Below are 25,808 nucleotides of genomic sequence, written 5' to 3'. Positions count from 1 at the left end.
CCACCAGCCATTGCGGGACGACATTGCAGACCAGAGCCATCGCGACCGCGTCCGCGGCCTTCGCCGCCTTCACCTTTCCGTCACTGTGCCTGGCCGCCGAGATCGATGGCGCCGCACTCTCCACCTTGTGGGCGCTGCCGTTTGCCGGCGTGCTGCTGTCGATTGCGGTGCTGCCGCTGCTGGCGCCGTCCTTGTGGCATCACCATTTCGGCAAGATCGCGGCGTTCTGGGCGCTGGCCTTCCTGTTGCCCTTCGGCGTTGCGCAGGGCGCCCATGCGGCGCTGGCCGTAAGCGTGCATGCGCTGCTGGCGGAATATCTTCCTTTCATCATCCTGCTGACGGCGCTGTTCACGGTGGCCGGCGGCATCTGCGTGCGCGGCAACCTGCGCGGCACGCCGGGACTGAACACCGCGATCCTGGCGCTGGGCACGGTGCTGGCCAGCGTGATGGGCACCACCGGCGCGGCCATGCTGCTGATCCGGCCGCTGATCCGCGCCAATGACGACCGGCGCCACGTGGCGCACATCGTGGTGTTCTTCATCTTCCTGGTCGCCAATGCGGGCGGCTCACTGACGCCGCTGGGCGATCCGCCGCTGTTCCTGGGCTTCCTCAAGGGCGTCGATTTCTTCTGGACAGCGCGCCACGTGCTGCTGCCGATGCTGTTCCTGTGTGCGGCGCTGCTGGCCATCTTTTACCTGCTCGACCGCCACTACTACCTGAACCGTGAGGAAATCCGCGCGCTCGATCCGACGCCGGACGCGCCGCTCAGCTTCGAGGGCGGCGTCAACTTCATCCTCCTGGCCGTGGCTGTGGCGCTGGTGCTGATGAGCGGGATCTGGAAGCCGGGCACGGCCTTCGAGGTGATGGGCGCGCCGCAGGACTGGCAGAACCTGGCGCGCGACCTGGGCCTGGTCGCGGTGATCCTGGCGTCGCTGAAGCTGACGCCGCGCAGCGCGCGCGAGGGCAACGATTTCGGCTGGGGGCCGATGCTGGAGGTGGCCAAGCTGTTTGCTGCGATCTTCCTCACCATTGCGCCGGTGATCGCCATGCTGCGCGCGGGCGAGCAGGGCGCTTTCGCCGCCGTGGTGCGCGCCGTGACGGGGCCCGACGGCCGCCCCGACGACGCCATGTATTTCTGGATGACGGGCGCGCTGTCGTCCTTCCTCGACAACGCGCCAACCTACCTGGTGTTTTTCAACACCGCCTCGGGCGACGCCGCCGAACTGATGGGGCCGCTGGCCTCCACGCTGGCGGCGATCTCGGCCGGCGCCGTGTTCATGGGCGCCAACAGCTACATCGGCAATGCCCCCAACATGATGGTCAAGGCCATCGCCGAGGAGCGCGGCATCCGCATGCCGTCCTTCTTCGGCTACATGGCCTGGTCCTGCGGCATCCTCGTGCCGTTGTTCGTCGTGATGACCTTCATTTTCTTCAAGTAGGGCAGAATCGGAGTCTTGCCGGTTTGCCCATCCGAAAACAAAGCAAAGAGACACAGCCATGAAACAAAAGATCTTCGTATCGCGCGCCATCTTCCCGGAAGTGCTGGCCCGCCTGGAACAGCACTTCGAGGTGGAGTCCAACCAGGAAGACCGCATCTATTCGGCCGACGAACTGCTGGCCAAGTCGCAAGGCAAGGACGGCCTGTTCACTACGCCCAGCGAGCCGGTCACGGCGGCCCTGTTTGCCGCCAATCCGCAGTTGAAGGCGGTGTGCAACATGGCGGTCGGCTACAACAACATCGACATCGCCGCCGCCACCGCCGCCGGCGTGATGGCCACCAACACGCCCGACGTGCTCAACGAGACCACCGCCGACTTCGGCTGGGCGCTGATGATGGCAACCGCGCGCCGCATCACCGAGTCCGAGCATTTCCTGCGCGCCGGCAAATGGAAGAAGTGGAGCTACGACAGCTTCGTCGGTCCCGACGTGCATGGCGCCACGCTGGGCATCATCGGCATGGGGCGTATCGGCCAGGCCATCGCGCGCCGCTCGCTGGGCTTCGACATGAACGTGCTGTATCACAACCGTTCGCGCCTGGCGCCGGAACTGGAAGCGCGCGCCAACAACGCGCAGTACGTCGGCAAGGAAGAGTTGTTGAAGCGCGCCGACCACGTCGTGCTGGTGCTGCCGTATTCGAAGGAAACCCACCACACCATCGGCGCCGCCGAGCTGGCGCTGATGAAGCCGACCGCCACCCTGACCAACATCGCGCGCGGCGGCATCGTTGACGATGCCGCGCTGATCGAGGCGCTCAGCGCCGGTCGCATCGCTGCCGCCGGCGTCGACGTGTTCGAGAACGAGCCGGCCTTCAAGCCGGCGTTCCTGCCGCTGACCAACGTGGTGCTCACGCCCCACATCGCCAGCGCCTCCACGCCGACGCGCCTGGCCATGGCCAACTGCGCGGCCGACAACCTGATCGCAGCCTTGTCGGGCCAGACGCCGCCGAACCTGCTGAACAAGGATGTCGTGAAGTCCTGAATCGCTTGCCGACGAATCCCCGGGCCCGGTTCGGGGAGGCATGAGAATGAAAAAGGGCGCGCCGTGATGGCGCACCCTTTTTGCTTACCGCTCCCGGGTGACGGGAGGGGGCAACCGATCATCAACCCTTGAGGTCGTTGAACAGGTCGATGTACTGCTGCTGCGCGGCGGCCTGATCCAGGCCCTTGTTGGCGGCCCAGGCGTCAAACTTGGCGCGCGCCACGAAGTCGGTCATGCCGGGGCGCTCGCCCTGGACATCGCCGCTGCTGCCTTGCTTGTACAGGCCGTACATCTTCAGCAGGGTCATGTTGTCGGGGCGCTCGGGCAGGGTCTTGGACTCGGCGACGGCGGCTTCGAATTGCTCTTGCAGGGTGCTCATCGTGTCTCCTCCGGCGGGCTTAGACGGCCAGCAGTTCGACTTCGAAGATCAGGGTGGCGTTGGGAGGAATCACGCCGCCCGCGCCGCGCGCGCCGTAGCCCAGGCCGGCGGGAATGATGAGCTTGCGCACGCCGCCCACCTTCATGCCTTGCACGCCTTCGTCCCAGCCGCGGATCACATGGCCGGCGCCCAGCGGGAACGCGAACGGATCGTTGCGATCCTTGCTGGAGTCGAACTTGCTGCCGGCGCTGCCGTCCGCATTTTGCAGCCAGCCGGTGTAGTGCACGGTAACGTGGCTGCCGGCCTTGGCTTCGTCGCCCGAGCCAACGTTGATTTCTTCGTATTGCAGCCCGGAAGCTGTGGTGATCGTGGACATCATGTTCCTTTCAGATGGATGGGGAGAATTGCGGTCGTCGCAGCCGGCGGCCATTCGTCCTGGCAGGAGTCGCCCGCGGGTGCGTTTCGGTTGAAGGAAACGCATGCTTGCGGGAAACTTTTCAGGCGGACGGCGCAGCCCTTTTTCCTTGGTCTGGTGGGGCTGCAGGCCGCTCCGGCTGCGGGATGCGACCGGAACGGCAGGCAGTGTAAACCAAAACTGCGGATTTTTTGCAGAATGCGTCAGGCACTTGTCAGCCGGATCGTCCTTGCATACGTTAAGGTCTCAAGACGTGCCTTCCGCACGGTGAGAGCAGGCCTTTTTGTGTAAAGTTCGTCATGTTGCGTCGATTCAGTCAACTTTTTTCCGTTTCTCTCCGCGCGGCATGCGTCACGGCAGTATCGGCCGTCATGGCCACTGCGGCCGTCTCTGCCGAGGCCAACGTGGTGGTGGTGCTCAACTCGGGCGACGCCTCGGTCTCGCTGCTGGACCAGGCCAACCACAAGGAGCTCTCCACCTTCTCTGTGGGCAAGGAGCCGCACCACCTGATGGCCACGCCGGACAACAAGTCCCTGATCGTCGCCAGCGCCACCGGCAATCAGTTGCTGTTCCTCGATCCCAAGAGCGGTGAGGTCCAGCGCCGCATTCGCGACATCGTCGATCCCTACCAGATCGGTTTCACCCCCAACCAGAAGTGGTTCGTGGCCACCGGCCTGCGCCTGGATCGCGTCGACGTCTATAGCTATGACGGCACCGACCTGAAGCTGTCCAAGCGTATCCCGCTGGCCAAGACGCCCAGCCACATCGCCTTCGACAACGGCAGCACCACTGCCTTCATCACCCAGCAGGGCAGCGACCAGATCAGCGCCATCGACCTGGCCACCCAGCAGGTGAAGTGGACCATGCCGGTGGGCAAGCTACCGGCCGGCATCATGATGACGCCGGACAACAAATACCTGCTGGTAGGCATCATGGGCAGCGACTACGTGCAGGTGATCGACTGGCGCACCCAGAAAGTCGTCAAGCAGATCAAGACCGGCAACGGCGCCCACAACTTCCGCGCCCAGGGCGACAAGCGCTTCGTGTATGTCTCCAACCGCGTGGCCAACACCATCAGCGTGGTCGACATGCAGACGCTGGAAAACGTCGGCACCATCAAGGTGCCGGGCGGCCCGGACTGCATGGAAGTGACCGACGACGGCAAGACCATGTGGGTGACGCTGCGCTGGGTGAAGAAGGTCGCCGTGATCGACCTGGCCAGCCGTTCGATCAGCAAGGTGATCCCGGTCGGCCGCTCGCCGCACGGCATCTATCTGTATAACCGCGCGCCCGACATCTGAGAGGCATGAAGCGACGGATGCCAAACAAGCAACTCCGCGGCCTGACCCTGCTCGCTATCCTGGCGGCCGGTCAGGCCGCGGCGCAATCGGCGACGCCGGCCTCATCGACGGCCGCCGCCTGCAAGGGGACGATCTACCTGAGCTTCGACACCGGCAGCCAGTCGCAGGCCGAGCTGATCGAGCAGACCCTGCTGCGCCATCACATCAAGGCTACGTTCTTCCTGGCCAACGAAAAGACCATCCACGGCGATTATTCACTCGACCCTGGCTGGCAGCCGCTGTGGAAGCGACTGGCGGCCGAGGGGCACGCCTTCGGCACGCACACCTTCGACCACGTCTACGTGGTGCGCGACCTGCCCGGCGACAAGATCGAGGTGCGTCCGCAATTCGGCGCCCAGGCAGGCAAGAAGCTGCAATGGACGCCGGCCCAGTATTGCGAGGAAATGACGCGGGTCGACCATCGCTTCGAGGAAATGACCGGGCGCAAGCTCGATCCGCTGTGGCGAGCTCCCGGCGGCAAGCTCACGCCCAACCTGCTCAAGGCCGGACAGGCCTGCGGCTATGCCCACGTGGCGTGGGCGCCGGCGGGTTTTTCGGGAGACGAGTTGCCCAGCGACAAATTCCCGAATGAGAGCTTGCTGAAGAAGGCGCTGGCCGGGCTGAAGGATGGCGACATCTTCCTGGCCCATATGGGAATCTGGTCGCGCCAGGATCCGTGGGCGCCGGCCGTGCTGGAGCCCTTGATCACCGGGCTGGAGCAGAAGGGCTTCTGCTTTGCCACGCTGCGCGAGCACCCGGCCTATCGTCATTTGTTTGCGGGCGGCAAGGAACGCTGAGGCGCGGGCTCAGTCGAAACGGGGCGATCGGCCGCCGGAGGGGCGCCGATCACTGTGGTGCAAGACCATACCAAGACCAGAATCATGATCCAAACCATTTCAGAGCTATTTGCCGCCGTCCAGGGCTGGCTGTTCGAGACCCTCGTGCAGCCGCTGGTGTTTTTCATCGGCATGGGGGAGTTCGTCGAAGAAGCGTTCACCGGCACCGAGTGGGTGCTGGTGGGCATTTGCGAACTGGTGATCCTGTTCCTGATCCTGCGCCCGCTGGAGTCCATGATCCCGGTGCACAAGATCAACGACCCGCGCGCGCGCTGGAACGATTTCATCTACACCGTGCTGCAGCGCTTGGGGGTGATCCCCATTCTTGCCTTCGTGCTGCTCGATCCTGCACTGTCATACGCCTCCGAGGCGCTGCACCTGGAAGGCTGGGGCACCTGGAACCTGGACCAGGTCTGGCCGGGCGTGACCGACCGGGCGCTGGTCAGCTTCCTGCTCTACATGGTGGTGCTGGACCTGTGCGAATACGCGTATCACTGGGCGCAGCACAATGTGCGCTGGATGTGGGCGCTGCACAGCCTGCACCACAGCCAGCAGAACATGAACCTGTGGAGCGACGATCGCAACCACGTGCTGGACGACCTGGTGCACGACATCTTCCTTGGCCTGGTGGCGCTGCTGATTGGCGTGGAGCCGTCGCAATACATCCTGCTGGTGTCGCTGTCGCGCATGCTACAAAGCTTGCAGCATGCCAACGTGCGCATTCATTTCGGCCGCGTCGGCGAATACCTGCTGGTGTCGCCACGCTTCCATCGCACGCATCATGCCATCGGCATCGGCCATGAAAGCAGCGGCCGCAATTCGTTGGGCGGACATAACTTCGCCGTGCTGTTCCCGATCTGGGATGTTCTGTTCCGCACCGCGCATTTCAGCGAGGGCTTCGCCATGACCGGGGTGCGGGACCAACTGCCGCCGCCGGCAGGAAAAGGGCGTGACTATGGTCGCGGCTTCTGGATGCAGCAGTGGCTCGGCTTGAGGCGCCTGGTGGAGTTCTCGCGCCGGAAGAAGGTTCGCTGATGCGGCTGTTCCTGGCCTCCTTCGGACGCGCGCTGCTGTCGCAGCTGCACATCCGCATGCTGTTGCTGACGCTGCTGCCGTTCGTGTTTTCGCTGAGCATCTGGGCCGTATGCCTGTGGCTGGGGCTGCAGCCGATGATCGACTGGCTGCAGGAATACTTCATCGTCCACAGCGTGTTCGGCATCGCCGGCACGGTGTTGAACTGGTTCGGCATGGGTACCCTGAAAACGGTGATCGTGCCGATGCTGGCCATGTGGGCGCTGCTGCCGCTGATGATTTTGACGGCGCTAGTGTTCGTCGGCCTGTTCACCATTCCGGCCGTCGCGCGCCACATCGGCGCACGTCATTATCCGAGCCTGTCCAAGCAGCACGGCGGCAGCGTGTGGGGCAGCCTGTGGACTTCGCTGTGGTGTTTCGCAGTGTTCACGGTGTTGTGGCTGCTGACGCTGCCGGTCTCATTGATTCCGCCGCTGAGTTTCATCGTTCATCCGTTGCTGTGGGGATGGCTGACCTATCGCGTGATGGCCTACGACACGCTAGCCGATTACGCCACACCCGAGGAGCGGCGCATCCTGCTGCGCCTGCATCGCTGGCCCTTGCTGGCGATCGGCACCATCGCCGGCGCCATGGGCGCGGCGCCGACCTTGCTGTGGCTGGGCGGCGCGCTGTCGGTGATCTTTTTCCCGGTGCTGGCGGCCGGCGCCATCTGGTTGTATGTGCTGGTCTTTGTGTTTACCGGCTTGTGGTTCCAGTATTACTGCCTGGAAGCACTGCTGCGCCACCGCACCGGCCAGCCGCCGGATGTGCCGCTGTCGCCCGACGATTCGCTGAGGCCGGCAGCCGACATCATAGACGTCGACCCGCGCTGAGCCCGTCTCTGCCTCCGACCCGCCATCGTATCGGCGGGCGCAGGGGGAATCGGGCATAATCGTCGGAGTTTGACCAACCTTACTGGCAGAGCAGACTCATGGCATTCGGACTCATCATTATCGGCGACGAGATTCTCTCCGGCCGTCGCATCGACAAGCATTTTCCCAAGGTGCTCGAACTGTTGTCCGAGCGCGGCCTGCAGCTTTCCTGGGCGGAATACGTGGGCGACGAACCCGAGCGCATCACCGCGACTCTGAAGCGCACTTTGGCCGGCGGCGACGTCGTCTTTTGCACCGGCGGCATCGGCGCCACACCTGACGATCACACCCGTCAATGCGCGGCCGCCGCCCTGGGCGTACCGCTGGCCTTGCACCCGCAAGCGAAGGAAAAGATCCGCGAGCGTATCGCCGATACGTCGCGCGAGGCGGGTATCGAACCCAATTTCGATTCTCCTGAAAACCTGCATCGCCTGAAGATGGGTGAGTTTCCGCAGGGTGCGGCCATCATTCCCAATCCCTACAACAAGATCCCCGGTTTTTCCGTCAGCAATACCAGCGGGCAGGGCGCCCATTACTTTGCGCCGGGTTTCCCGGTGATGGCCTGGCCGATGTTCGAATGGGTGTTGGAAACGCATTACGCCGACCTGTTCCATCGTCGCGCGTGGGCGGAGCGTTCGATGCTGGTGTTCGAAGCAGCCGAGTCGACGCTGACGCCGCTGATGGAATTGATCGAGGCGCAATATCCGCTGGTGAAGGTCTTCAGCCTGCCGCACGTGGGCGACGAGAAGACGCGTCGCCACATCGACCTTGGCGTCAAGGGCGACCCCGACCAGGTGGAGCCGGCATTTGAGAAGATGCAGGAAGGCCTGCGTCAGTTGAAGGCGGAATTCCAGATCAACGGCTGAGCGGTATCCGGTTGTTGTCGCATGGCGCGCATCAGCCGGCGGCGGGATGCGTCCGGTAAAAAAATGCCTCGGCGTCACCGAGGCATTTAACGGTATCGTAGGAGGAGTCAGATACCGAGGAGACAATCTTTTCACGCAAGCCGGCTGACGCCGGAAAATGCTTGGGCAGTCGCTGCAGGCGAATGAACGCACAGCAGCGCATGCGGAATCGATTGGTTTGCCGTTCCGGCCATCCCCTGGCCGCGGCGCGCATCAGCCCTGCCAGCGGAACCTGTCCGCGAGGCTGTTGCGGGAAATGCAGGACTGCGGAAATTCAAACGGGCGGACAGCGCAAGAAAAACAAAACGAGCCGGCCCGAAACTTCATCATAGACAAAAATTTCAGAACCGGCTCGCATTTTTGACGCCTTATCAGACCGTCAGACGCACGCGCGATGCATTAGCACCACCGTGCGTTGTGCGCAGTGATGCGCGATTACTTGCGGGTGGCCTTGGTGACCTTGGTGGACGCCTGCGACAGCTGGTCGACGGCATTGGTCACATTGGCTTCCAGCACTTCCGCGGCCTGCTTGGCGCTCTTGCTGAATTGCTCGTAACCGGCGTTGAGATTGCCGATGGTCGACTTCAGCAGCGAGATGGCCTGCTCGGAGCCGGCCGGGGCGTTCTTGGACGCCTCGTCGATCATCGATATCACCTTGCGGTTGACTTCGGCGATCTGGGCTTCGGCGGTCTTGGTCAGTTCAGCCTGGGTGCTGGAGAAGATGCCGCTCAGGTGGCGGCCATAGGCCACCGACTTTTCCAGCGTCGGCTGGGCATGGGCCGAGGTCAGTGCAAAGAACTCTTGCGGGTCCTTGGCGGAGAACAGCTTTTGCGCGGCGGCCTGGCTTTCCTCCAGGGAAGACTTGGCCGCCTTCAGGTTCAGGTCCACCAGTTTTTCCACGCCTTCAAACGTCTTGCTGGCCAGCAGGCTGAACAGGGCGATCTGCGCTTCGGCGTTGGCTTTGGCAGCGGCGGAAAATTGCTCGGTGTAGGTCGTCATGTTGAAACATCCTTCGCTTGGAATGGTTGATGAAAAGGACTGTCACTACGGGTGATTGCTTACGGGCCGATCTGAACTGATGGGGATCTCCGATGTAATTCTTATTAGATATGATGCGTTGCACAAAACGATTCTAGATTAAAAAGACACAAAGTCAATGGTTTTCAAACTACGGGAATCATTAATTTAATCGCCTTGGCACTCACGTTTGGTCGATGCTACCCATACTCTGACGAAAGATAGAAGTAGTTCGAAAACACGGTTTGTCGCAGGTCAAAAAGTTACGTAACCGATTCTGAATTTTTGCTCGCTGCATGAGCATTTCCTGGTTCGCAACTGGTGCTAACATCCCGCATCGCATCAGCGGCCCTGGCGCTGATGTTGCTCCGCGCGGTCATCGTCGGAGTCGCGGTTGTCATCATTACCTTGATATTGTCTTGCGGAAAATCTGGTTTGAAAGCCTTTTACAGCGATCACTTCGTCCTGCCGTTGCCGCCCGGCCATCGTTTTCCCATGATCAAGTACCGCATGATCCGCGAGGGGGCGGCGGCGTCCGTGCCGGGACTGGATTTTCAGGAGGCGATGCCTGCCTCGGACGGCGAGCTGGCGCTGGCTCACCATCCCGACTACATCGCCCGCGCCGATCGCGGCGAGCTCACCGCTGCCGAGCAGCGCGAGATCGGCTTTCCGTGGACGCCGCAGATGATCGAACGCTCGCGCCGCTCATCCGGCGCCACCATCGCTGCGTGCCGCGCCGCCTTCGCCGACGGCGTTGCGGTTAACCTGGCGGGCGGCACGCACCATGCCTACGCCGATCGCGGCGCCGGTTTTTGCGTCTTCAACGACTCGGCCATCGCCGCGCGGCTGATGCAGGCCGAGCGGCGCGCGCAGCGCGTGGCGATTATCGACCTCGATGTGCACCAGGGCAACGGCACCGCCTCCATCCTGGCGCGCGACGACTCGGTGTTCACCTTGTCCTTGCATGGTCAGAATAACTACCCCTTCGAGAAGGAACGCAGCGACCTCGACGTCGCCCTGCCGGACGGGGTAGGGGATGCCGATTATCTGGCCGCGCTGCAGGAAGCGCTGGCGGCATTGCAGCAGCGCTTCGCCCCGCAGTTGCTGATATTCTTGGCCGGCGCTGATCCCCATGAAGGTGATCGCCTGGGCAAGATGAAGCTGAGCATGGAAGGGCTCGCGGCGCGCGACCAGGCGGTATTTTCCTTCGCGCGCCAGCACAAAATCCCGGTTGCGGTTACGATGGCGGGCGGTTACGGGCGCGACATCGCGCAGACCGTCGCCGTACACATACAAACGATAAGACTCGCCAACCTCCACGCCGCCGGCTGGAACAACGGATGAGATGAGCCAGGCCGCCACGCGGCCCTCCCCTGGAAAAACAAATGATGCAATCCGCCGCCGGCGCCAGCCGGCAACGCCAGCTCTTGATGAGCCTGGTTCCCTTCGTGTTCGTGCTGATTTGGAGCACCGGCTTCATCGTGGCCAAGTTCGGCCTGCCGTATGCGCCGCCGCTGACTTTCCTGCTGCTGCGTTTCGCCGGCGTGCTGGTGGTGCTGCTGCCGCTGGTGCTGCTGTTTCGCGCGCCGTGGCCGCATGGTCGTATCCGCCACGTGGCCACGGCCGGCGTGCTGCTGCAGGCCGGGTATCTGGCCGGCGTCTGGTGTGCGATCAAGATCGGCATGCCGGCAGGTCTGTCGGCCCTGATCGTCGGGTTGCAGCCCATCCTGACCGCATTCGCCGCGCCGCTGCTGGGCGAGTCGGTGCGCGGCAAGCAATGGGTGGGTTTGCTGCTCGGTCTTTGCGGCGTGGGTCTGGTGGTGGCCAACAAGATTTCGCTGATCGGCCTGTCCTCGGCCAGCATCGCGTTGTGCGTGTTCGCACTGTGCTGTATCACGGCCGGCACTCTGTACCAGAAGCGCTATTGCGCGCACTTCGACCTGCGCACCGGTACCGTGATCCAGTTTCTGGCGTCCGCGGTGGTGGTGCTGCCGTTTGCTGTGGCAGTGGAAGGTTTGGACTGGAAGCTCAGCCATGTGTCGTGGACGCCGCAGTTTGTCGGCGCCTTGCTGTGGTCGGTGCTGGCATTGTCGATCGGCGCGATCTTCCTGCTGTTTGCGCTGATTCGCAAGAGCGCGGCCACCAGCGTCACCAGCCTGCTTTACCTGACGCCACCGACCACCGCCGTGATGGCCTGGCTGATGTTCGGCGAAGCCTTCAGCCTGATCGGCGCGCTGGGCATGTTGATTGGGGTGATCGGCGTAGCCTTCGTGGTGCGCAAGTAGGCCTGCGCCTCTTTCTTCTTCATTACGCGTCGCCGGCGGCGTCCGGCATCAATGTCACCAGCTTCAGGTCGGGCCGGTTGGCGACGCGAAAATTCACTTGCCGATAACTGAGCTCGCCCAGCGCGGGATGGCGGAAGCGACGCTCGCCGCCTTCGCGTTCCACCACGTCTTGCAGGCTCCACGCGTGCTTGAACAGGGTGTTTCGCGCCGACAGCTCATCCACGATGGCGGCCACCTGCGGATCGTCCAGCGCCTGCGCGCAATCGGCGCGAAATTCAGCCACCACGCGCCGCGCGCGCTGCTCCCAATCCACCGTCAGCGTCTGCGCCTCTTGCGTGCAGAACATGAAATGCAGCAGGCTGCGATTGGCCGTACGCGCATCCAGCCAGCCGGCGAACAGCTTGCGCGCGGCGGGATTCCACGCCACCGCGTTCCAGTAGCGATCCATGAGGTAGGCCGGCGCGCGGAAGTTGCGCACCACCTCCAGGATTTCCGGCGCGATCACCGACTCGTCGCCGTGCTCCGGCAGCACCGGGTCTTTCTTCCCCGCCAGTTCGAACAGATAGGCGCGCTTGGCGCGCGGCAGATGCAGCGCCTCTCCGATGCGCGACAAGGCCTGCGGCGAGACCGAGTCGGTGCGGCCCTGTTCGATCCAGGTGTACCAGGTCACGCTGATGCCGCACAACTGCGCCACTTCCTCGCGTCGTAGCCCGGGCGTGCGGCGGCGGCCGCCCAGCGCCCGGTGCGGCAGGCCCGCCTGCGAGGGCGCGGTCTGCTCGCGCTGGGTCTTGATGAATTCGCCGAGGGCACGGCGTCGCGCAAGGTCGTTGTCCATATATCGGGGTAGTGGCTATTGCATTTGGTAATAGTATAAATGGCTAACTTGTAACAGGATAAAAAAGGTCTAGACTGGGCTGCCTCATCCCTTCGTTTCAACCGCAGCACAACCGGAGCCAAGCAAATGCGTAGCCACCAAGAGGTCGTCACAGAACAATTCGGAACCACCGCCGCCGCCTATCTGACCAGCGCCGTCCATGCGCAGGGCGCGGATCTGCAGGAGCTGGCGACGATCGCCGCCGGCATTCCCGAGGCGCGTGTGCTGGACCTGGGTTGCGGCGGCGGCCACGCCAGCTTTGCGGTGGCGCCGGTGGTGCAGAAGGTGATTGCCTATGACTTGTCGGCACAGATGCTCGATGTGGTCGCTACCGCCGCCAAGGAGCGCGGCCTGGGCAACCTCGCCGTACGTCAGGGCAGCGCCGACCAGCTCGATTTTCCCGACGCCAGCTTCGACATGGTGTGTACCCGCTTCAGCGTGCATCACTGGCGCAACGTGCCGCAGGCGCTGCGTGAAGTGCGGCGCGTGCTCAAGCCGGGCGGCCGCTTCATCACCATCGACACCGCCGCGCCGGCCGATGTGCTGGCCGACACTTACGTGCAGGCGATCGAGCTGCTGCGTGACACCTCCCACGTGCGCAACATCAGCCGTAACTCCTGGCGCAAGCTGTTGCAGCAGGCCGGCTTCGATATCGCCGCCGACAAGACCTGGAAGCTGCGCCTGGAGTTCGATTCCTGGGTGACGCGCATGCGTACGCCGGCCGACAACATCACCGCCATCAAGGCGCTGTGGAACAGCGCGCCGCAGGAGGTGAAGGATTACTTCGAGCTGGACCAGAAGTATTCCTTCTCCATCGACGTGGCCATGCTGGACGCCCGCGCTCCCTAAGTCGGTACGGCCCCGCTTTCTTTGAAGCGGGCGCTGTCGATATCAGGTTTTTCCCGTCAACGGCGCGTCCTCTCGCGCCGTTATCTTTTCCAACCCCGATGCATTGTTCGACGGCCGGTGCTGTTGCGCCTGGCCAATTCGCTCATCTGGCCGTGATATTCGCCTTTGTTATGTCAATGGCGCAGCAGGGCGCAGGCTTAGACTGGTATCATGCGTTGGGTTTTGTGTTGGTGTCGGTAAATACCGACAGCATTAGAGTTAAATCAAGCAAAAAATCGCCGTCTACACAATAAAAAGACGAAGTCGCGCGGGGGCGCGGGGCAGGGCGAAAAGTAGAAAGTCGTTTAATTAATCGCGCTAACTACTTAATTCTCTTGCGAAATTTCTGCTTTTTGCTACACTGCCAACGTTTCTCTTATGTACTATCCGGGTTAAATGGGGGAGATCAACCTATGATCAAATCAGCGCTGGCCATTTTTACAACGCTACTTTTCATCCACGCTGGTTTGGCGCCCGCCAACGCCCAGACAACGTCGGCCGCCAAGAAAACCGTCGTCAAGAAGGCGGCCCCCAAGAAGGTCGTTGCCAAACGCACTATCACCACCCCCGCCAAAGGATCGCTGAACAACCGCGAGAAACTGGTGCGCAAGGTCACCGTCGTGCGCGGCAAGCGCCATGTCAGCTACCAGCGCGTGTCGGCCGTTCCCTCGGTGGCCGCCGTGCCGCCGGTGATGACCGCAGGCGACATCGCCGGCCTCAATCTGACCCCGGATCCGCTGGCCCTGCGCTCCAACGTGGCGCTGGTGATCGACCAGGCCAGCTCCCAGGTCCTGTTTGAAAAGAATTCCGCAGTCGCCTTGCCCATCGCCTCCGTCACCAAGCTGATGACCGCGCTGGTGGTGGTGGAAGCGCGCCTTAACATGGAAGAGACGCTGACCGTCAGCGACGACGACGTCGACCGCGAGAAGCACAGCAGCTCCCGCCTGCGCGTAGGCGCCACGCTCTCCCGCGACGACATGCTGCACATCGCGCTGATGAGCTCGGAAAACCGCGCTGCCTCCGCGCTGGGTCGCAACTACCCTGGCGGCCTGCCGGCGTTCGTCGCGGCGATGAACGCCAAGGCCCGCTCGCTGGGCATGATGGACACCCACTACGTGGATTCGACCGGCTTGTCCAGCCAGAACGTCGCCAGCGCGCGTGATCTGGCCAAACTGGTGGTCGCCGCCTACAACTATCCGATCATCCGCCAGTACTCGACCGATCCGAAGTATCTGGTCGAACCCAGCGGCCACGCGCTGCAGTACAACAGCTCCAACCGCCTGACCTCGAACAAGGATTGGGACATCGGTTTGCAGAAGACCGGTTTCATCAACGAAGCCGGCCATTGCCTGGTGATGTACACCCGCATCGAAGGTCGTCCCATCGTGATGGTGTTCCTGGACTCCAAGGGCCGCCTGTCGCACGTCGGCGATGCCGCCCGCATGCGCAAGTGGCTGGTCGAAGACCAACCCAAGAACCTGACCCGCGTGAAGATGGTACGCGCCGACCAGGGCTGATCGCGCCGGCGTCTGCAACAACAAAAAAGCGAACCTTCTGGTTCGCTTTTTTTATGCCCGGATGCAGCCCGGTAGTCGTGACAGCAGCGTCGGCAGCGGCGCCTGCCGTTGTCGCTCAGGCGCGATTGCGGTCGAAGCCCAGCGCCGATGAGATCTGGTTGGCCGTGCTGACCAGGTCGTCCACCCATTCCTCCTGCAGGCGGTCGGCCGGCGCCGAGATCGACAGGCCGGCCACCAGCTTGCCGCTGTCGTCGCAGATGCCGGCGGCCATGCAGCGCACGCCCAGTTCCAGCTCCTCGTTGTCGCGCGCATAGCCCAGCGCGCGCACCATCGACAGTTCGCGTTCCAGCTTGGTCAGGTCGGTGATCGAGTTCTTGTTGTGGCCGGCCAGCCCGGTGCGGGTGGCGTAGGCGCGCACGGCCTTGGGATCGTCCACCGAGAGGAACAGCTTGCCGGTCGACGTCAGGTGCAGCGGCGCGCGGCCACCGATGGCGCGCACCACCTGCATGCCGGAGCGCTCGGAGAAAGAGCGGTCGATATAGACGATCTCGTCGGCCTGACGCACCGAGAGGTTGATGGTCTGGTGCGTCTTGCGGTGCAGCGCACGCATGAAATCCAGCGCAGCCTCGCGCACCGACAGACGGCTTTTGACGATGTTGCCCAGTTCCAGCAGACGCATGCCCAGCCGATAAGTACCCGGCTCCACGCGGTCGACGAAGCGTTTGACCACCAGGTCATTGAGGATGCGGTGGGCGGTGGAAGGGTGCAGGTCGGTTGCGGCCGACAGTTCCTTCAGACTCACCGGGTCGGGATAAGCGGCCAGCGCGTCAAGCAGCGACACCATGCGCTCGATGACCTGGATGGAAATGTTTTCTGTCTCGCCTGCCGCTTCTTTTTTCATGGTGCAGTCTGGTGCGTTGCAATAGCCTTGTTTATACCACATTGTGAAAACAACAAAAAGTCCGGTCGTGCTTTTATGGCTGGGCATTCTTTGAGACATAGGCCACGGGCTCAGCTGTGGCAATGCTTGCCGCGTGTGCATCATCGTTCGCGACAGGTCTTCTGAATATTGTCATTTTGCAACCCAAGGGGCGGGGGCGCTGATTGCCGGCCATCTGCATCTACGCTTTTCGATATAAAGAGCGCCGGCCTTATTCCGTGCGCCTGATCTTGCATATCTGTTTTTCGCATATTCAGAGAAGAAAGTATTCGTTCTTTTTTGGAAGGCCGCTCATTAATCTGTGCTCTCCATAACAAACACGACACTCTGGGAACGGATATGCTGAAGCTGAAGAACATCATCAAAACGGTTGCCGCCACGCTGGTGCTGGCGCAAGCGGCACACGTGGCCCAGGCGGCCGACCTGTCGCTGCTCAACGTCTCCTATGACCCCACGCGCGAACTCTACGCCGACTACAACAAGGCCTTCGCCAAGTACTGGAAAGAGAAGTCCGGCGACAACGTCACCATCAAGGCCTCTCACGGCGGCTCCGGCAAGCAGGGCCGCTCGGTGATCGACGGCATCGACGCTGACGTCGTCACCCTGGCGCTGGCCTACGACATCGACGAGATTTCGGAAAAGGCCAAGCTGCTGCCGGCCGATTGGCAAAAGCGCCTGCCGCACAACAGCTCGCCGTACACCTCGACCATCGTGTTCCTGGTGCGCAAGGGCAATCCCAAGCAGATCAAGGATTGGGACGACCTGATCAAGCCGGGCGTGTCGGTCATTACCCCGAATCCGAAGACCTCCGGCGGCGCACGCTGGAACTACCTGGCCGCCTGGGCCTACGCGCAGAAGAAGGGCGGCAATGACGCCGCGGCGCGCGACTACATCGGCAAGCTGTTCAAGAACGTGCCGGTGCTGGACTCCGGCGCCCGCGGCGCTACCATCACCTTCGTTGAACGCGGCATCGGCGACGTCCTGCTGGCCTGGGAAAACGAAGCGCTGATCTCGCTCAAGGAATGGGGCCCGGACAAGTTCGACATCGTCGCGCCGTCGATCTCCATCCTGACCGAGCCGCCGGTGGCCGTGGTCGACAAGGTGGCTGACCGCCGCGGCACCCGCAAGGTGGCCGAAGAGTACCTGAAGCACCTGTACTCGGAAGAAGGCCAGGAAATCATCGCCAAGAACTACTACCGTCCGATCGATCCGAAGATCGCCGCCAAGTACGCCTCGCAATTCCCGAAGCTGAACCTGGTGACCATCGACCGCGACTTCGGCGGCTGGCAGAAGGCCCAGAAGACCCACTTCTCCGACGGCGGCACCTTCGACCAGCTGTACGCCCCGAACAAGAAGTAATGTGATTCATCCCTGCGGGCCGGTTGACGCCGGCCCGCAAGTAACGCAAAGCCACGTATTCAACAAGAACCGGCAATGCCTGTTCTCCCAAGAAGCGAAGCAGACTGACATGACCATCCTGTTGCTGGCCGGCAGCCCCTCGGCGCCTTCCCGTTCCACCCGTCTTTTGAACTACGTCGGCGACAAGCTGGTGCAGCGGGGCCATCGCTACGCGCGCCTCGAGGTGCGCGACCTGCCGGGCCAGGCCATCCTGCGCGCCGATTGGAACGATGCCCAGATCAAGGCCGCGCTGTCGACGGTGGAAGAAGCCTCGGCGGTGGTGATCGCCACCCCCGTCTACAAGGCCGCCTACAGCGGCATCCTGAAGGCTTTCCTCGACCTGCTGCCGCAGTTCGGGCTGACCAACAAGCTGGTGCTGCCGCTGGCCACCGGCGGCAGCCAGTCGCACATGCTGGCGCTGGACTACGCGCTGCGCCCGGTGCTGTCGTCGCTCAATCCCAAACACGTGCTGCCCAGCATCTACGCCACCGAATCCCAGGTCACCTGGAGCGAGGAGAAGGGCCTGCAGCTCGATGCCCCCATCGCCGCCCGCGTCGAAGAAGGCGTGGCGCAGCTGTCGGAGAGCCTCTTGGCGCTGCACAAGGCGGCGCCCGAAGAATTTCGTGAAGTGCCTTTCTCGCAGGTGCGCTGTAGCGTCTGACGCCACTTGATGCGCCGGCGACCATACGCCGGCCACCCGAAACAGAACCGACATGACAACCGGCTGGCGCAGCGGAAGGCCGCTTGCACGCCAACGAAACGGAGAACCGACGTGAACCCGATCCTGCAAAACAAGAACAACACCTACGGCACCCGCCGCCGTACCCTGGTCCGCCTGGGCGCCATCGCGCTGGGCGCGCTGGCGGTTGCCATCGGCGCCGCGCCGTTGGCCCAGGCGCAGGAAACCAAGCTGCTGCGCATCGGCTACCAGAAGGCCGCCAACACGCTGGTGCTGCTGAAGGCGCACGGCGCGCTGGAGAAGCGCCTGCAGCCGCTGGGCGTGGAAGTGAAATGGGCCGAGTTCGCAGCCGGTCCGCAATTGCTGGAAGCGTTGAACGTCGGCTCGGTCGACTTCGGCTACGTCGGTGAGGCGCCGCCGGTGTTCGCGCAGGCCGCTGGCGCCGACTTCGTCTACACCGCCTATGAAATCCCGACCCCCGATGCCGAGGGCCTCTTGGTGCCGAAGAACTCGACCCTGAAAAGCGTGGCCGAACTGAAGGGCAAGAAGATCGCCTTCAACAAGGGATCCGACGTGCACTGGCTGGTGGTGGCCCTGTTGAAGAAGGCCGGTCTTTCGTACAGCGATATCCAGCCGGTCTACCTGGCGCCGGCCGATGCCCGTGCCGCCTTCGAGAAGGGCGCCGTTGACGCGTGGGCGATCTGGGATCCGTTCCAGGCCGCGGCCGAAAAGCAGATCGGCGCGCGTCGCCTGGCCACCGGGGTAGGGGCGGTCAGCCATCACCAGTTCTTCCTCTCCGCGCGCGCCTTCGCCGCCAAGAATGCACAGATCGAAAAAATCTTGCTGGAAGAGATCACCCGTGAAGGCGAGTGGGTACGCACCCACACCGCCCAGGCCGCTGCGCAGCTCTCGCCGATCCAGGGCCTGGATGCCGACATCATCGAGACCGGCCTGAAACGCTATGCCCACGTCTACAAACCGGTTGACGCCGGCGTGCTGGCCGAGCAGCAAAAGATCGCCGACGCCTTCTATGAGCTCAAGCTGATTCCCAAGCAGTTGAAGGTCAGCGACGCGGTGCTGAAGTAATCGCACGCCATTGAGCGCACAGGAACCACTGGAATCACAGGAGCCCGGCATGAACGTTTTCTGGTTTATCCCCACCCACGGCGACAGCCGCTACCTCGGCACCTCCGAGGGCGCGCGCGCGGTTACGCATGACTACATGAAGCAGGTCGCCGTGGCTGCCGATACCTTGGGCTACGACGGTGTGCTGCTGCCCACCGGACGCTCCTGCGAGGACGCCTGGGTGGCCGCAGCCAGCCTGATCGATGCGACCAAACGTCTGAAATTCCTGGTCGCGGTGCGCCCCGGCCTGACCGCGCCGACACTGTCGGCACGCATGGCCGCCACCTTCGATCGCCTCTCCAACGGCCGTCTGCTGATCAACGTCGTCACCGGCGGCGACCCGGTGGAGCAGGAGAGCGACGGCCTGTTCGGCACCCATGCCGAGCGTTATGAAATCTCCGACGAATTCCTCAAGATCTGGCGCGACGTGCTGGCCAAGACCCACACCGGCGGCGAGACCAACTTCGCCGGCAAGCACCTGAGCGTGAAGGGCGCCAAGGCGCTGTACCCGCCGGTGCAGGCGCCGTATCCGCCGCTGTATTTCGGCGGTTCCTCGGATGAAGCGATCGACCTTGCCGCCGAGCAGGTCGACGTCTACCTGACCTGGGGCGAACCGCCTGCCGCCGTGGCCGAGAAAATCGCCCGCGTGCGCGAGCGCGCCGAGAAAGCCGGCCGCAAGCTGCGCTTCGGCATCCGCCTGCACGTGATCGTGCGCGACACCAACGAAGCCGCCTGGCGCGCCGCTGATGAACTGATCAGCCGCCTCGACGACGATACCATCGCCAAGGCCCAGGCCAACTTCGCCCGCATGGATTCCGAAGGCCAGCGCCGCATGGCCGCCCTGCACGGCGGCCGTCGCGACAAGCTGGAAGTCAGCCCCAACCTCTGGGCCGGTGTCGGCCTGGTGCGCGGCGGCGCCGGCACCGCGCTGGTGGGCGACGGCGAGACCGTGGCCGCGCGCATCAAGGAATACGCCGCGCTGGGCATCGACACCTTCATCCTGTCCGGCTATCCGCACCTGGAAGAGTCCTACCGCTTTGCCGAGCTGGTGTTCCCGCTGTTGCCGCGCACGCAGCAAGAGACGCCCGCAGCGCACAAGCTGGCGGGTCCGGCCGGCGAGATCGTCGGCAATACCGAAATCCCCAAGGCCGCGCCGGTGCGCGTGTCGGCAAGCTGAGGCCATCATGACCACTGCCACATCCAATCCTCCGGTCGACGCCGCGGGCGTGCCGGCCATCGCAGGCAAAGCCAGGAAGTCCGCCGCCGGCCGCAGCACGCGAGGGCATGGCTGGGTCGGCTGGATCCTGCCGCTGGCGCTGGTGGCCTGGTGGGAAATCGCCGCCCAGGCGGGCTGGCTCTCCAGCCGCATCTTGCCCGAGCCATGGGCGGTCCTGAAAGCGGTGTGGAACCTGTCGGCCTCCGGCGAGCTGTGGCGACATCTGGCCGTGTCCAGCGGCCGCGCCGCGTCCGGCTTTGCTGTCGGCGCCGGCCTCGGCCTGATCCTCGGTCTGCTCTCGGGCAGCCTGCGTTCAGCCGAGCTGCTGCTCGACACCACGCTGCAGATGGTGCGCAACATTCCGGCGCTGGCGCTGATTCCGCTGGTGATCCTGTGGTTCGGCATCGACGAGACCGCCAAGCTGTTCCTGGTGTCGGTGGGCGTGTTCTTCCCGGTCTACCTGAATACCTTCCACGGCATCCGCTCGGTCGACAAAGGCTTGATCGAGATGGCCAGGAGCTACGGCCTGTCCGGCTGGGCGCTGTACCGCGACGTCATCCTGCCGGGCGCCTTGCCGTCCATCCTGGTGGGCCTGCGCTTTGCGCTGGGGCTGGTGTGGGTGCTGCTGATCGTGGCCGAGACCATTTCGGCGCAGGCCGGTATCGGCTACATGACCATGAACGCCCGCGAATTCCTCCAGACCGACGTGGTGCTGGTGGGCATCCTGCTCTACGCCTTGCTGGGCAAGCTGGCCGACACCGCGGCGCGCGCGCTGGAACGCTTCTGGCTGCGCTGGCACCCCGGCTATCAATGAACCGCGCCACCCGACCGAATCTGGAGAACCCCATGCGCATCGACGCACAAGAGAACCGCCAACTGGGCCGCGCCGCGGGCCGCGGCGTCGGCATCCGACTGCAGGCTTTGTCCAAGTCCTTCGCCGGGCGCGAGGTCTTGCATGGCATCGACCTTGAGATCGAGCCGGGTGAGTTCGTCGCCATCGTCGGCCGCAGCGGCTGCGGCAAGAGCACCTTGTTGCGCCTGGTGGCGCAGCTGGACGGCGCCACCGAAGGCGCGGTGATTTACGAGCAGAACGCGCAGCCGGTGGCCGATCCCGAGATCCGCATCATGTTCCAGGATTCGCGCCTGCTGCCGTGGAAACGCGTGCAGGCCAACGTTGCCCTCGGCCTGCCCAGACAGGCGGCACCGCAAGCCTTGCAGGCACTGCGCCACGTCGGCCTCGATCAGCGCGCCGGCGAATGGCCGGCGGTGCTCTCGGGCGGCCAGCGCCAGCGTGTGGCGTTGGCGCGCGCCTTGGTGCACGACCCGCAATTGCTGTTGCTGGACGAGCCGCTGGGCGCGTTGGATGCGCTGACCCGCATCGAGATGCAGGAACTGATCGAATCGCTGTGGCAGGAGCGCGGCTTCACCGCCTTGCTGGTCACGCACGACGTGCAGGAAGCCATTGCGCTGGCCGACCGCGTGCTGCTGATCGAAGACGGCCATATCGCGCTGGACCAACGTATCGATCTGGCGCGTCCGCGTTCGCGCGGCCAGGCGCAGTTCGCCTTGCTGGAAGAAGCGATCCTGGCGCGCGTGCTGCGCCATCCCGGCAGCGAGCAGCCGGACATCGAAGAGCATTCGCAGCTGTTCACGCCGCGTGGCGTGCAGCAGGTGCAGTGGGCGGTGTAAGCCGTCCGTCGTTGCAATCTCATTTCAACCATTGCGGCGCGACAGGTGTCGCCGCCGCCCATCCACCAAGGAGCAGAGCATGACCATCCAGGCAATCAACGTACGTAACCAGTTCAAGGGCAAAGTGAAGGCCATCATCGAAGGTTCGGTCGTCTCCGAAGTCGATGTCGAAACGCCGGCCGGCATCGTCACCTCGGTGATCACCACCCGCTCGGTCAAGGACCTGGGCCTGACCATCGGCAGCGAAGTGGTGGCACTGGTGAAGGCGACCGAGGTCTCGATCGCCAAGCTGTAATCACCGCAACACCCGACACGGCGTGACAGCCGGCGGCAGCGTCGCTGCATGCCGCAGGTGATCTGCTGCGCAGTCGAATGCCGCTCCGTCATCGGAGCGGCGCATCTTTTTCATGGAGCAGGCCGGATGGCTTATCAGGCACTGGACGCATATCTGCAGCGTCTCAACGGCAACGCGGGCAATGCCGGAACCTCATCGAAGGTCTGGCTGGATGATCAGGGCCGGGCGGTCGGGCGCTTCTTCAATACTTCGCTGACCTCGGCCTTCCAGGCCGTGCGCAGCTTCGGCGACGGCGAGGTGATCGCCTGGGAGGCGTTTGCCCGCAGCTATTCCGAGATCGACGACGGCCTGCACCTCTGGAAGCTGCTGGACCAGGCCGCCAGCGATGACGAGTCGGTCGAACTGGACCGGCTGTGCCGCATGCTGCACGCCATCAATTACTACCGCCAGGCCGACGCCGCAGGCGATCCCGCGCCGGAGCTGCATCTCTCGGTGCACGCGCGCCTGCTGGCGGCGGTCAACAACAACCACGGCGTGGCGTATCGCCGCATCCTCTCGGCGCTGGAGCTGCCGCACGAGCGCATCGTGCTGCAGCTGCCGGTGGTCACCCCCAACCAGCGCTGGTTGCTCAATTACGTGCTGGACAATTACCGCCGCAACGGCTTCCGCCTGGGCGTCTCGGCCAACAGCCCGCTGGAGGCGCTGGGGCTGCTGGACAAGGTCAAGCCCGACCTGATCAAGGTCGACGCCCGCGAGCTGGCCGATCCGGACAGCGTGGCGCTGCTTCTGCTGCGCGCGGCGGAGCAGGGTGTACGCATCTTCTTCAAGCGCGTCGAGAACCGCGAGGTCTTCGACAAGCTCGAACAATACGGCAGCGCGCTGGCCCAGCCCATCCACGCCCAGGGTTACCTGTGGGATACCCCGGGTGCGCAGCTGCGTCGGGGCAGCGCAGGGCAGCAGGCCGCCTGAGGCAGCCTGGCCTCGGCCTTGCCCGACGCCGATCTGCCTGCTTACTCAGTCGACTAGCGAGGACACCATGAACCAGCCTTCTCTGCATCCCGTCGCCGCCGCGCCTTCGTCGCGCCTTTCGGCTTATCGCGTGCTGGTTGCGCCGGGTTTGCACGGCAGCGGGCCGGAACATTGGCAATCGCGCTGGCAGCGCCTCTATCCCGCCTTCGAACGGGTCGAGCAGGCGGACTGGAGCCAGGCCGACCTGCCGCGCTGGTCGCAGCGCCTGGGCGAGGTGTTGGCGCAACAGGCGCGACCTACCGTGATCGTGGCCCATAGTTTCGGTTGTTTGACCACGGTGCATCGCGCCGCCGCCTTGCAGGCGCAGTCCGGCGCTGCCGCCCCCATCGCCGCTGCTTTGCTGGTGGCCCCGGCCGATCCGGAGAAGTTCGGCGTCGCCGCCGGGGTCAGCCACCGCCTGCCGTTTCCGGCGCTGGTGGTGGGCAGCGAGGACGACCCGTGGATGAGCGCGCCGCGCGCCCGCCAATGGGCCGCTACTTGGGGCGCGGATTTCCTCGGCGCCGGCGCATTGGGGCATATCAACGCCGACTCCGGCCTGGGCGACTGGATCGACGGCCAGCGCCTGCTGCTGGGCTTGCTGGAGCGCGCAGACGGCCCGGTTTGATTGCCGTTAAGGTAATTTTCCACGAAGAAATCTTCACCCGATCCGGGTATCCATATTCGGTTTTCGTCTAAAGGAATGCAAAAAACTTCGTTCTCTTTATAACTAACGGATGCGAATATCGGTCACCTATAGTCGCATTTGTAATAAAAAGAGAACGCTTCCATGTCCGCATCAACTGTATCGATCGTGGCCCCGCAGGCCGTCGGTCCGGCCCAAAGCGCCGGACGCGGCAAGCGCGTGCTGCCCGGTTTCGGGCTGTCGCTCGGGTTCACCATCTTCTATCTCGCGCTGATCGTGCTGATCCCGCTGTCGGCGCTGTTTCTCAAGACCTTCACCCTGACCTGGGACGGCTTCGTCGACGCGGTGACCTCGCCGCGCGTGATGGCCTCCTATCGGTTGACCTTTGGCGCCGCGCTGATCGGCGCGCTGATCAATGTGGTCTTCGGCGGCATCGTGGCCTGGGTGCTGGTGCGTTACCGCTTTCCCGGCAAACGCATCGTCGACGCCTTGGTCGACCTGCCGTTCGCCTTGCCCACCGCGGTGGCCGGCATCGCGTTGACCACCCTGTATTCGCAGAACGGCTGGATCGGCAGCCTGCTGGCCAAGGTCGGCATCAAGGTCGCCTTCACCCCGCTGGGCGTGCTGGTGGCGCTGACCTTCATCGGCTTACCGTTCGTGGTGCGCACCGTGCAGCCGGTGCTGGAAGACGCCGAGCGCGAGCTGGAAGAGGCTGCCGCCAGCCTCGGCGCCAGCCGCTGGCAGACCTTCACCTATGTGATCTTCCCGACCGTGCTACCGGCGCTGCTGACCGGTTTCGCGCTGTCCTTCGCGCGCGCCGCCGGTGAGTACGGCTCGGTGGTCTTCATCGCGGGCAACATGCCGATGGTCTCCGAGATCACGCCGCTGTTCATCGTGACCAAGCTGGAGCAATACGACTACGCTGGCGCCACCGCGATTGCCACGGTGATGCTGGTCGTGTCCTTCCTGTTGCTGCTGACGATCAACCTGCTGCAAGCCTGGACCCGCAAGCGCGGCCGGGCGGAAAGAACCTGACATGAGCGGCGCACCGACAAGTACTTTCAACGGCCGCGGCGAACCGCCGCTGACACCGTCCGCCACGCTGGAACCCTTGTGGGTGCGCGTGGCGCTGGTGGGCGTCGCGCTGGCTTTCCTCACGCTGTTCCTGTTCGTGCCGCTGGTGGCGGTGTTCTACGAGGCGCTGAAGAAGGGCTGGGATGTCTACGTGGCCTCGATCACCGAGCCAGACGCCTGGTCCGCCATCAAGTTGACGTTGCTGACTGCGGCCATCGCCGTGCCGCTGAATCTGGTGTTCGGCGTGGCGGCGGCCTGGGCCATCGCCAAGTTCGAGTTCCGCGGCAAGAACTTGCTGCTGACGCTGATCGACCTGCCATTCTCGGTCTCGCCGGTGATCTCGGGCTTGATCTACGTGCTGCTGTTCGGCCTGCAGGGTTACTTCGGCCCGTGGCTGCGCGAGCATGACATCAAGATCCTGTTCGCCGTGCCGGGCATCGTGCTGGCCACCGTGTTCGTGACATTCCCGTTCGTGGCGCGCGAGCTGATCCCGCTGATGCAGTCGCAAGGCAGCGAGGAGGAAGAAGCCGCGCTGGTGCTGGGCGCCTCCGGCTGGCGCACCTTCTGGCACGTGACCCTGCCCAACATCAAGTGGGGCCTGCTGTACGGCGTGATCCTGTGCAACGCCCGCGCCATGGGCGAGTTCGGTGCAGTGTCGGTGGTGTCCGGCCACATTCGCGGCGAGACCAACACCATCCCGCTGCAGGTCGAGATCCTCTACAACGAATTCAACATCACCGGCGCCTTCGCCGTGGCGTCCCTGCTGGCCTTCCTGGCGCTGGTGACGCTGGCGATCAAGAGCGTCATCGAGTGGCGGCTGCACAAGCAGCTGACCGTCTCCGAGAGCGAATAAAGGGAGTCGCA

Annotated in this window: 27 protein-coding genes; 22 read left to right on the top strand and 5 right to left on the bottom strand. The window is 63.9% G+C overall.

Going from position 1 to position 25,808, the window contains the following annotated elements; translation table 11 throughout:
- Positions 1-38: 38 nt before the first annotated feature.
- Both J8I26_RS18910 and J8I26_RS18905 read left to right on the top strand, forming a co-directional pair.
- Positions 39-1,439, top strand: a complete 1,401-nt coding sequence (locus J8I26_RS18910) for a sodium:proton antiporter (protein ID WP_348635344.1) — start codon at positions 39-41, stop codon at positions 1,437-1,439.
- Positions 1,440-1,497: 58 nt separating this feature from the next.
- Positions 1,498-2,478 carry a D-glycerate dehydrogenase gene (locus tag J8I26_RS18905; protein ID WP_209608650.1) on the top strand — a complete coding sequence of 327 codons (981 nt, stop codon included), beginning with the start codon at positions 1,498-1,500 and terminating at the stop codon, positions 2,476-2,478.
- A gap of 121 nt (positions 2,479-2,599) precedes the next feature.
- On the opposite strand, the gene J8I26_RS18900 is transcribed toward J8I26_RS18905, so the two are convergent.
- Entirely contained in the window at positions 2,600-2,857 is a 258-nt protein-coding gene (locus J8I26_RS18900; RefSeq protein ID WP_209608649.1) for an acyl-CoA-binding protein, read from the bottom strand.
- 19 nt (positions 2,858-2,876) lie between these two features.
- Complete coding sequence (locus J8I26_RS18895) at positions 2,877-3,233, bottom strand: FKBP-type peptidyl-prolyl cis-trans isomerase (protein ID WP_209608694.1); 357 nt, start codon at positions 3,231-3,233, stop codon at positions 2,877-2,879.
- A gap of 338 nt (positions 3,234-3,571) precedes the next feature.
- On the opposite strand from J8I26_RS18895, the gene J8I26_RS18890 reads away from it, so the two are divergent.
- The 5 genes from J8I26_RS18890 (at position 3,572) to J8I26_RS18870 (ending at position 8,257) form a co-directional block, all read left to right on the top strand.
- Complete coding sequence (locus J8I26_RS18890) at positions 3,572-4,573, top strand: YncE family protein (RefSeq protein WP_209608648.1); 1,002 nt, start codon at positions 3,572-3,574, stop codon at positions 4,571-4,573.
- A 5-nt stretch (positions 4,574-4,578) separates the two neighbouring features.
- Positions 4,579-5,409 (top strand): polysaccharide deacetylase family protein, encoded by an 831-nt coding sequence (locus tag J8I26_RS18885; protein WP_209608647.1) that lies wholly within the window; start codon positions 4,579-4,581, stop codon positions 5,407-5,409.
- An 84-nt stretch (positions 5,410-5,493) separates the two neighbouring features.
- Positions 5,494-6,483, top strand: a complete 990-nt coding sequence (locus J8I26_RS18880; RefSeq protein WP_209608646.1) for a sterol desaturase family protein — start codon at positions 5,494-5,496, stop codon at positions 6,481-6,483.
- A complete protein-coding gene (locus J8I26_RS18875; RefSeq protein ID WP_209608645.1) occupies positions 6,483-7,352 on the top strand; it encodes an EI24 domain-containing protein in 870 nt (289 codons plus the stop codon). Before J8I26_RS18880 ends, J8I26_RS18875 begins: the two co-directional genes overlap by 1 nt.
- A 98-nt stretch (positions 7,353-7,450) precedes the next feature.
- Positions 7,451-8,257, top strand: coding sequence for a molybdopterin-binding protein (locus tag J8I26_RS18870; protein ID WP_209608644.1), 807 nt, complete (start codon positions 7,451-7,453; stop codon positions 8,255-8,257).
- Between the two features lie 474 nt (positions 8,258-8,731).
- On the opposite strand, the gene J8I26_RS18865 is transcribed toward J8I26_RS18870, so the two are convergent.
- The gene (locus J8I26_RS18865) at positions 8,732-9,295 is read right to left on the bottom strand and encodes a phasin family protein (RefSeq protein ID WP_209608643.1); all 564 of its coding nucleotides are present in this window, start codon (positions 9,293-9,295) and stop codon (positions 8,732-8,734) included.
- Positions 9,296-9,808: 513 nt separating this feature from the next.
- Here J8I26_RS18865 and J8I26_RS18860 point away from each other — a divergent pair.
- Together J8I26_RS18860 and J8I26_RS18855 are read left to right on the top strand one after the other, a co-directional pair.
- Positions 9,809-10,657 (top strand): histone deacetylase, encoded by an 849-nt coding sequence (locus J8I26_RS18860; RefSeq protein ID WP_209608693.1) that lies wholly within the window; start codon positions 9,809-9,811, stop codon positions 10,655-10,657.
- Positions 10,658-10,698: 41 nt separating this feature from the next.
- A complete protein-coding gene (locus J8I26_RS18855; RefSeq protein WP_209608642.1) occupies positions 10,699-11,598 on the top strand; it encodes a DMT family transporter in 900 nt (299 codons plus the stop codon).
- Between the two features lie 22 nt (positions 11,599-11,620).
- On the opposite strand, the gene J8I26_RS18850 is transcribed toward J8I26_RS18855, so the two are convergent.
- Complete coding sequence (locus J8I26_RS18850; RefSeq protein WP_209608641.1) at positions 11,621-12,433, bottom strand: helix-turn-helix transcriptional regulator; 813 nt, start codon at positions 12,431-12,433, stop codon at positions 11,621-11,623.
- A 126-nt stretch (positions 12,434-12,559) separates the two neighbouring features.
- Between J8I26_RS18850 and J8I26_RS18845 the strand changes: the two genes are divergently transcribed.
- Positions 12,560-13,321 (top strand): class I SAM-dependent methyltransferase, encoded by a 762-nt coding sequence (locus J8I26_RS18845; RefSeq protein WP_209608640.1) that lies wholly within the window; start codon positions 12,560-12,562, stop codon positions 13,319-13,321.
- Between the two features lie 452 nt (positions 13,322-13,773).
- Positions 13,774-14,877 (top strand): D-alanyl-D-alanine endopeptidase, encoded by a 1,104-nt coding sequence (gene pbpG, locus J8I26_RS18840; protein WP_209608639.1) that lies wholly within the window; start codon positions 13,774-13,776, stop codon positions 14,875-14,877.
- A 115-nt stretch (positions 14,878-14,992) separates the two neighbouring features.
- Here the strand turns inward: pbpG and J8I26_RS18835 are convergent, their stop codons facing one another.
- Entirely contained in the window at positions 14,993-15,778 is a 786-nt protein-coding gene (locus J8I26_RS18835) for an IclR family transcriptional regulator (protein WP_209608638.1), read from the bottom strand.
- Positions 15,779-16,156: 378 nt separating this feature from the next.
- Here J8I26_RS18835 and J8I26_RS18830 point away from each other — a divergent pair, with 378 nt between their 5' ends.
- From J8I26_RS18830 to cysW, 11 genes are all read left to right on the top strand, one after another.
- Entirely contained in the window at positions 16,157-17,176 is a 1,020-nt protein-coding gene (locus tag J8I26_RS18830) for a sulfate ABC transporter substrate-binding protein (protein ID WP_209608637.1), read from the top strand.
- 109 nt (positions 17,177-17,285) lie between these two features.
- A complete protein-coding gene (gene ssuE, locus J8I26_RS18825) occupies positions 17,286-17,876 on the top strand; it encodes an NADPH-dependent FMN reductase (RefSeq protein ID WP_209608636.1) in 591 nt (196 codons plus the stop codon).
- Between the two features lie 120 nt (positions 17,877-17,996).
- Positions 17,997-18,980 (top strand): sulfonate ABC transporter substrate-binding protein, encoded by a 984-nt coding sequence (locus tag J8I26_RS18820; RefSeq protein WP_209608692.1) that lies wholly within the window; start codon positions 17,997-17,999, stop codon positions 18,978-18,980.
- 49 nt (positions 18,981-19,029) lie between these two features.
- Positions 19,030-20,196 carry an FMNH2-dependent alkanesulfonate monooxygenase gene (ssuD, locus tag J8I26_RS18815; protein WP_209608635.1) on the top strand — a complete coding sequence of 389 codons (1,167 nt, stop codon included), beginning with the start codon at positions 19,030-19,032 and terminating at the stop codon, positions 20,194-20,196.
- Between the two features lie 7 nt (positions 20,197-20,203).
- A complete protein-coding gene (gene ssuC / locus J8I26_RS18810) occupies positions 20,204-21,049 on the top strand; it encodes an aliphatic sulfonate ABC transporter permease SsuC (protein WP_209608634.1) in 846 nt (281 codons plus the stop codon).
- Between the two features lie 32 nt (positions 21,050-21,081).
- Positions 21,082-21,924 carry an ATP-binding cassette domain-containing protein gene (locus tag J8I26_RS18805; RefSeq protein WP_209608633.1) on the top strand — a complete coding sequence of 281 codons (843 nt, stop codon included), beginning with the start codon at positions 21,082-21,084 and terminating at the stop codon, positions 21,922-21,924.
- A 79-nt stretch (positions 21,925-22,003) separates the two neighbouring features.
- On the top strand, positions 22,004-22,219 hold the full coding sequence (locus J8I26_RS18800; protein WP_006464491.1) for a TOBE domain-containing protein: 216 nt from the start codon (positions 22,004-22,006) through the stop codon (positions 22,217-22,219).
- Between the two features lie 126 nt (positions 22,220-22,345).
- The gene (locus J8I26_RS18795) at positions 22,346-23,188 is read left to right on the top strand and encodes an EAL domain-containing protein (RefSeq protein ID WP_209608632.1); all 843 of its coding nucleotides are present in this window, start codon (positions 22,346-22,348) and stop codon (positions 23,186-23,188) included.
- A 67-nt stretch (positions 23,189-23,255) separates the two neighbouring features.
- Positions 23,256-23,852, top strand: a complete 597-nt coding sequence (locus J8I26_RS18790) for an alpha/beta hydrolase (protein WP_209608631.1) — start codon at positions 23,256-23,258, stop codon at positions 23,850-23,852.
- A gap of 162 nt (positions 23,853-24,014) precedes the next feature.
- A complete protein-coding gene (cysT, locus tag J8I26_RS18785) occupies positions 24,015-24,905 on the top strand; it encodes a sulfate ABC transporter permease subunit CysT (protein ID WP_209608630.1) in 891 nt (296 codons plus the stop codon).
- Position 24,906: 1 nt separating this feature from the next.
- Positions 24,907-25,797 (top strand): sulfate ABC transporter permease subunit CysW, encoded by an 891-nt coding sequence (gene cysW, locus J8I26_RS18780; RefSeq protein ID WP_209608629.1) that lies wholly within the window; start codon positions 24,907-24,909, stop codon positions 25,795-25,797.
- Positions 25,798-25,808 lie beyond the last annotated feature (11 nt).

Source organism: Herbaspirillum sp. LeCh32-8 (genome assembly GCF_017814915.1).
GTDB lineage: Bacteria > Pseudomonadota > Gammaproteobacteria > Burkholderiales > Burkholderiaceae_D > Herbaspirillum.
This window is presented reverse-complemented; position numbering and strand designations above follow the sequence as displayed.

Coding starts and splice junctions, on each gene's coding strand:
- J8I26_RS18870 (WP_209608644.1), top strand. CDS start 7,451: ATGGCATTCGGACTCATCATTATCGGCGACGAGATTCTCTCCGGCCGT.
- J8I26_RS18800 (WP_006464491.1), top strand. CDS start 22,004: ATGACCATCCAGGCAATCAACGTACGTAACCAGTTCAAGGGCAAAGTG.
- cysT (WP_209608630.1), top strand. CDS start 24,015: ATGTCCGCATCAACTGTATCGATCGTGGCCCCGCAGGCCGTCGGTCCG.
- J8I26_RS18855 (WP_209608642.1), top strand. CDS start 10,699: ATGATGCAATCCGCCGCCGGCGCCAGCCGGCAACGCCAGCTCTTGATG.
- pbpG (WP_209608639.1), top strand. CDS start 13,774: ATGATCAAATCAGCGCTGGCCATTTTTACAACGCTACTTTTCATCCAC.
- J8I26_RS18885 (WP_209608647.1), top strand. CDS start 4,579: ATGAAGCGACGGATGCCAAACAAGCAACTCCGCGGCCTGACCCTGCTC.
- J8I26_RS18860 (WP_209608693.1), top strand. CDS start 9,809: ATGATCAAGTACCGCATGATCCGCGAGGGGGCGGCGGCGTCCGTGCCG.
- J8I26_RS18880 (WP_209608646.1), top strand. CDS start 5,494: ATGATCCAAACCATTTCAGAGCTATTTGCCGCCGTCCAGGGCTGGCTG.
- J8I26_RS18895 (WP_209608694.1), bottom strand. CDS start 3,233: ATGTCCACGATCACCACAGCTTCCGGGCTGCAATACGAAGAAATCAAC.
- J8I26_RS18865 (WP_209608643.1), bottom strand. CDS start 9,295: ATGACGACCTACACCGAGCAATTTTCCGCCGCTGCCAAAGCCAACGCC.
- J8I26_RS18805 (WP_209608633.1), top strand. CDS start 21,082: ATGCGCATCGACGCACAAGAGAACCGCCAACTGGGCCGCGCCGCGGGC.
- J8I26_RS18905 (WP_209608650.1), top strand. CDS start 1,498: ATGAAACAAAAGATCTTCGTATCGCGCGCCATCTTCCCGGAAGTGCTG.
- ssuC (WP_209608634.1), top strand. CDS start 20,204: ATGACCACTGCCACATCCAATCCTCCGGTCGACGCCGCGGGCGTGCCG.
- J8I26_RS18790 (WP_209608631.1), top strand. CDS start 23,256: ATGAACCAGCCTTCTCTGCATCCCGTCGCCGCCGCGCCTTCGTCGCGC.
- ssuD (WP_209608635.1), top strand. CDS start 19,030: ATGAACGTTTTCTGGTTTATCCCCACCCACGGCGACAGCCGCTACCTC.
- J8I26_RS18830 (WP_209608637.1), top strand. CDS start 16,157: ATGCTGAAGCTGAAGAACATCATCAAAACGGTTGCCGCCACGCTGGTG.
- J8I26_RS18890 (WP_209608648.1), top strand. CDS start 3,572: ATGTTGCGTCGATTCAGTCAACTTTTTTCCGTTTCTCTCCGCGCGGCA.
- cysW (WP_209608629.1), top strand. CDS start 24,907: ATGAGCGGCGCACCGACAAGTACTTTCAACGGCCGCGGCGAACCGCCG.
- J8I26_RS18875 (WP_209608645.1), top strand. CDS start 6,483: ATGCGGCTGTTCCTGGCCTCCTTCGGACGCGCGCTGCTGTCGCAGCTG.
- J8I26_RS18900 (WP_209608649.1), bottom strand. CDS start 2,857: ATGAGCACCCTGCAAGAGCAATTCGAAGCCGCCGTCGCCGAGTCCAAG.
- J8I26_RS18835 (WP_209608638.1), bottom strand. CDS start 15,778: ATGAAAAAAGAAGCGGCAGGCGAGACAGAAAACATTTCCATCCAGGTC.
- J8I26_RS18850 (WP_209608641.1), bottom strand. CDS start 12,433: ATGGACAACGACCTTGCGCGACGCCGTGCCCTCGGCGAATTCATCAAG.
- ssuE (WP_209608636.1), top strand. CDS start 17,286: ATGACCATCCTGTTGCTGGCCGGCAGCCCCTCGGCGCCTTCCCGTTCC.
- J8I26_RS18795 (WP_209608632.1), top strand. CDS start 22,346: ATGGCTTATCAGGCACTGGACGCATATCTGCAGCGTCTCAACGGCAAC.
- J8I26_RS18845 (WP_209608640.1), top strand. CDS start 12,560: ATGCGTAGCCACCAAGAGGTCGTCACAGAACAATTCGGAACCACCGCC.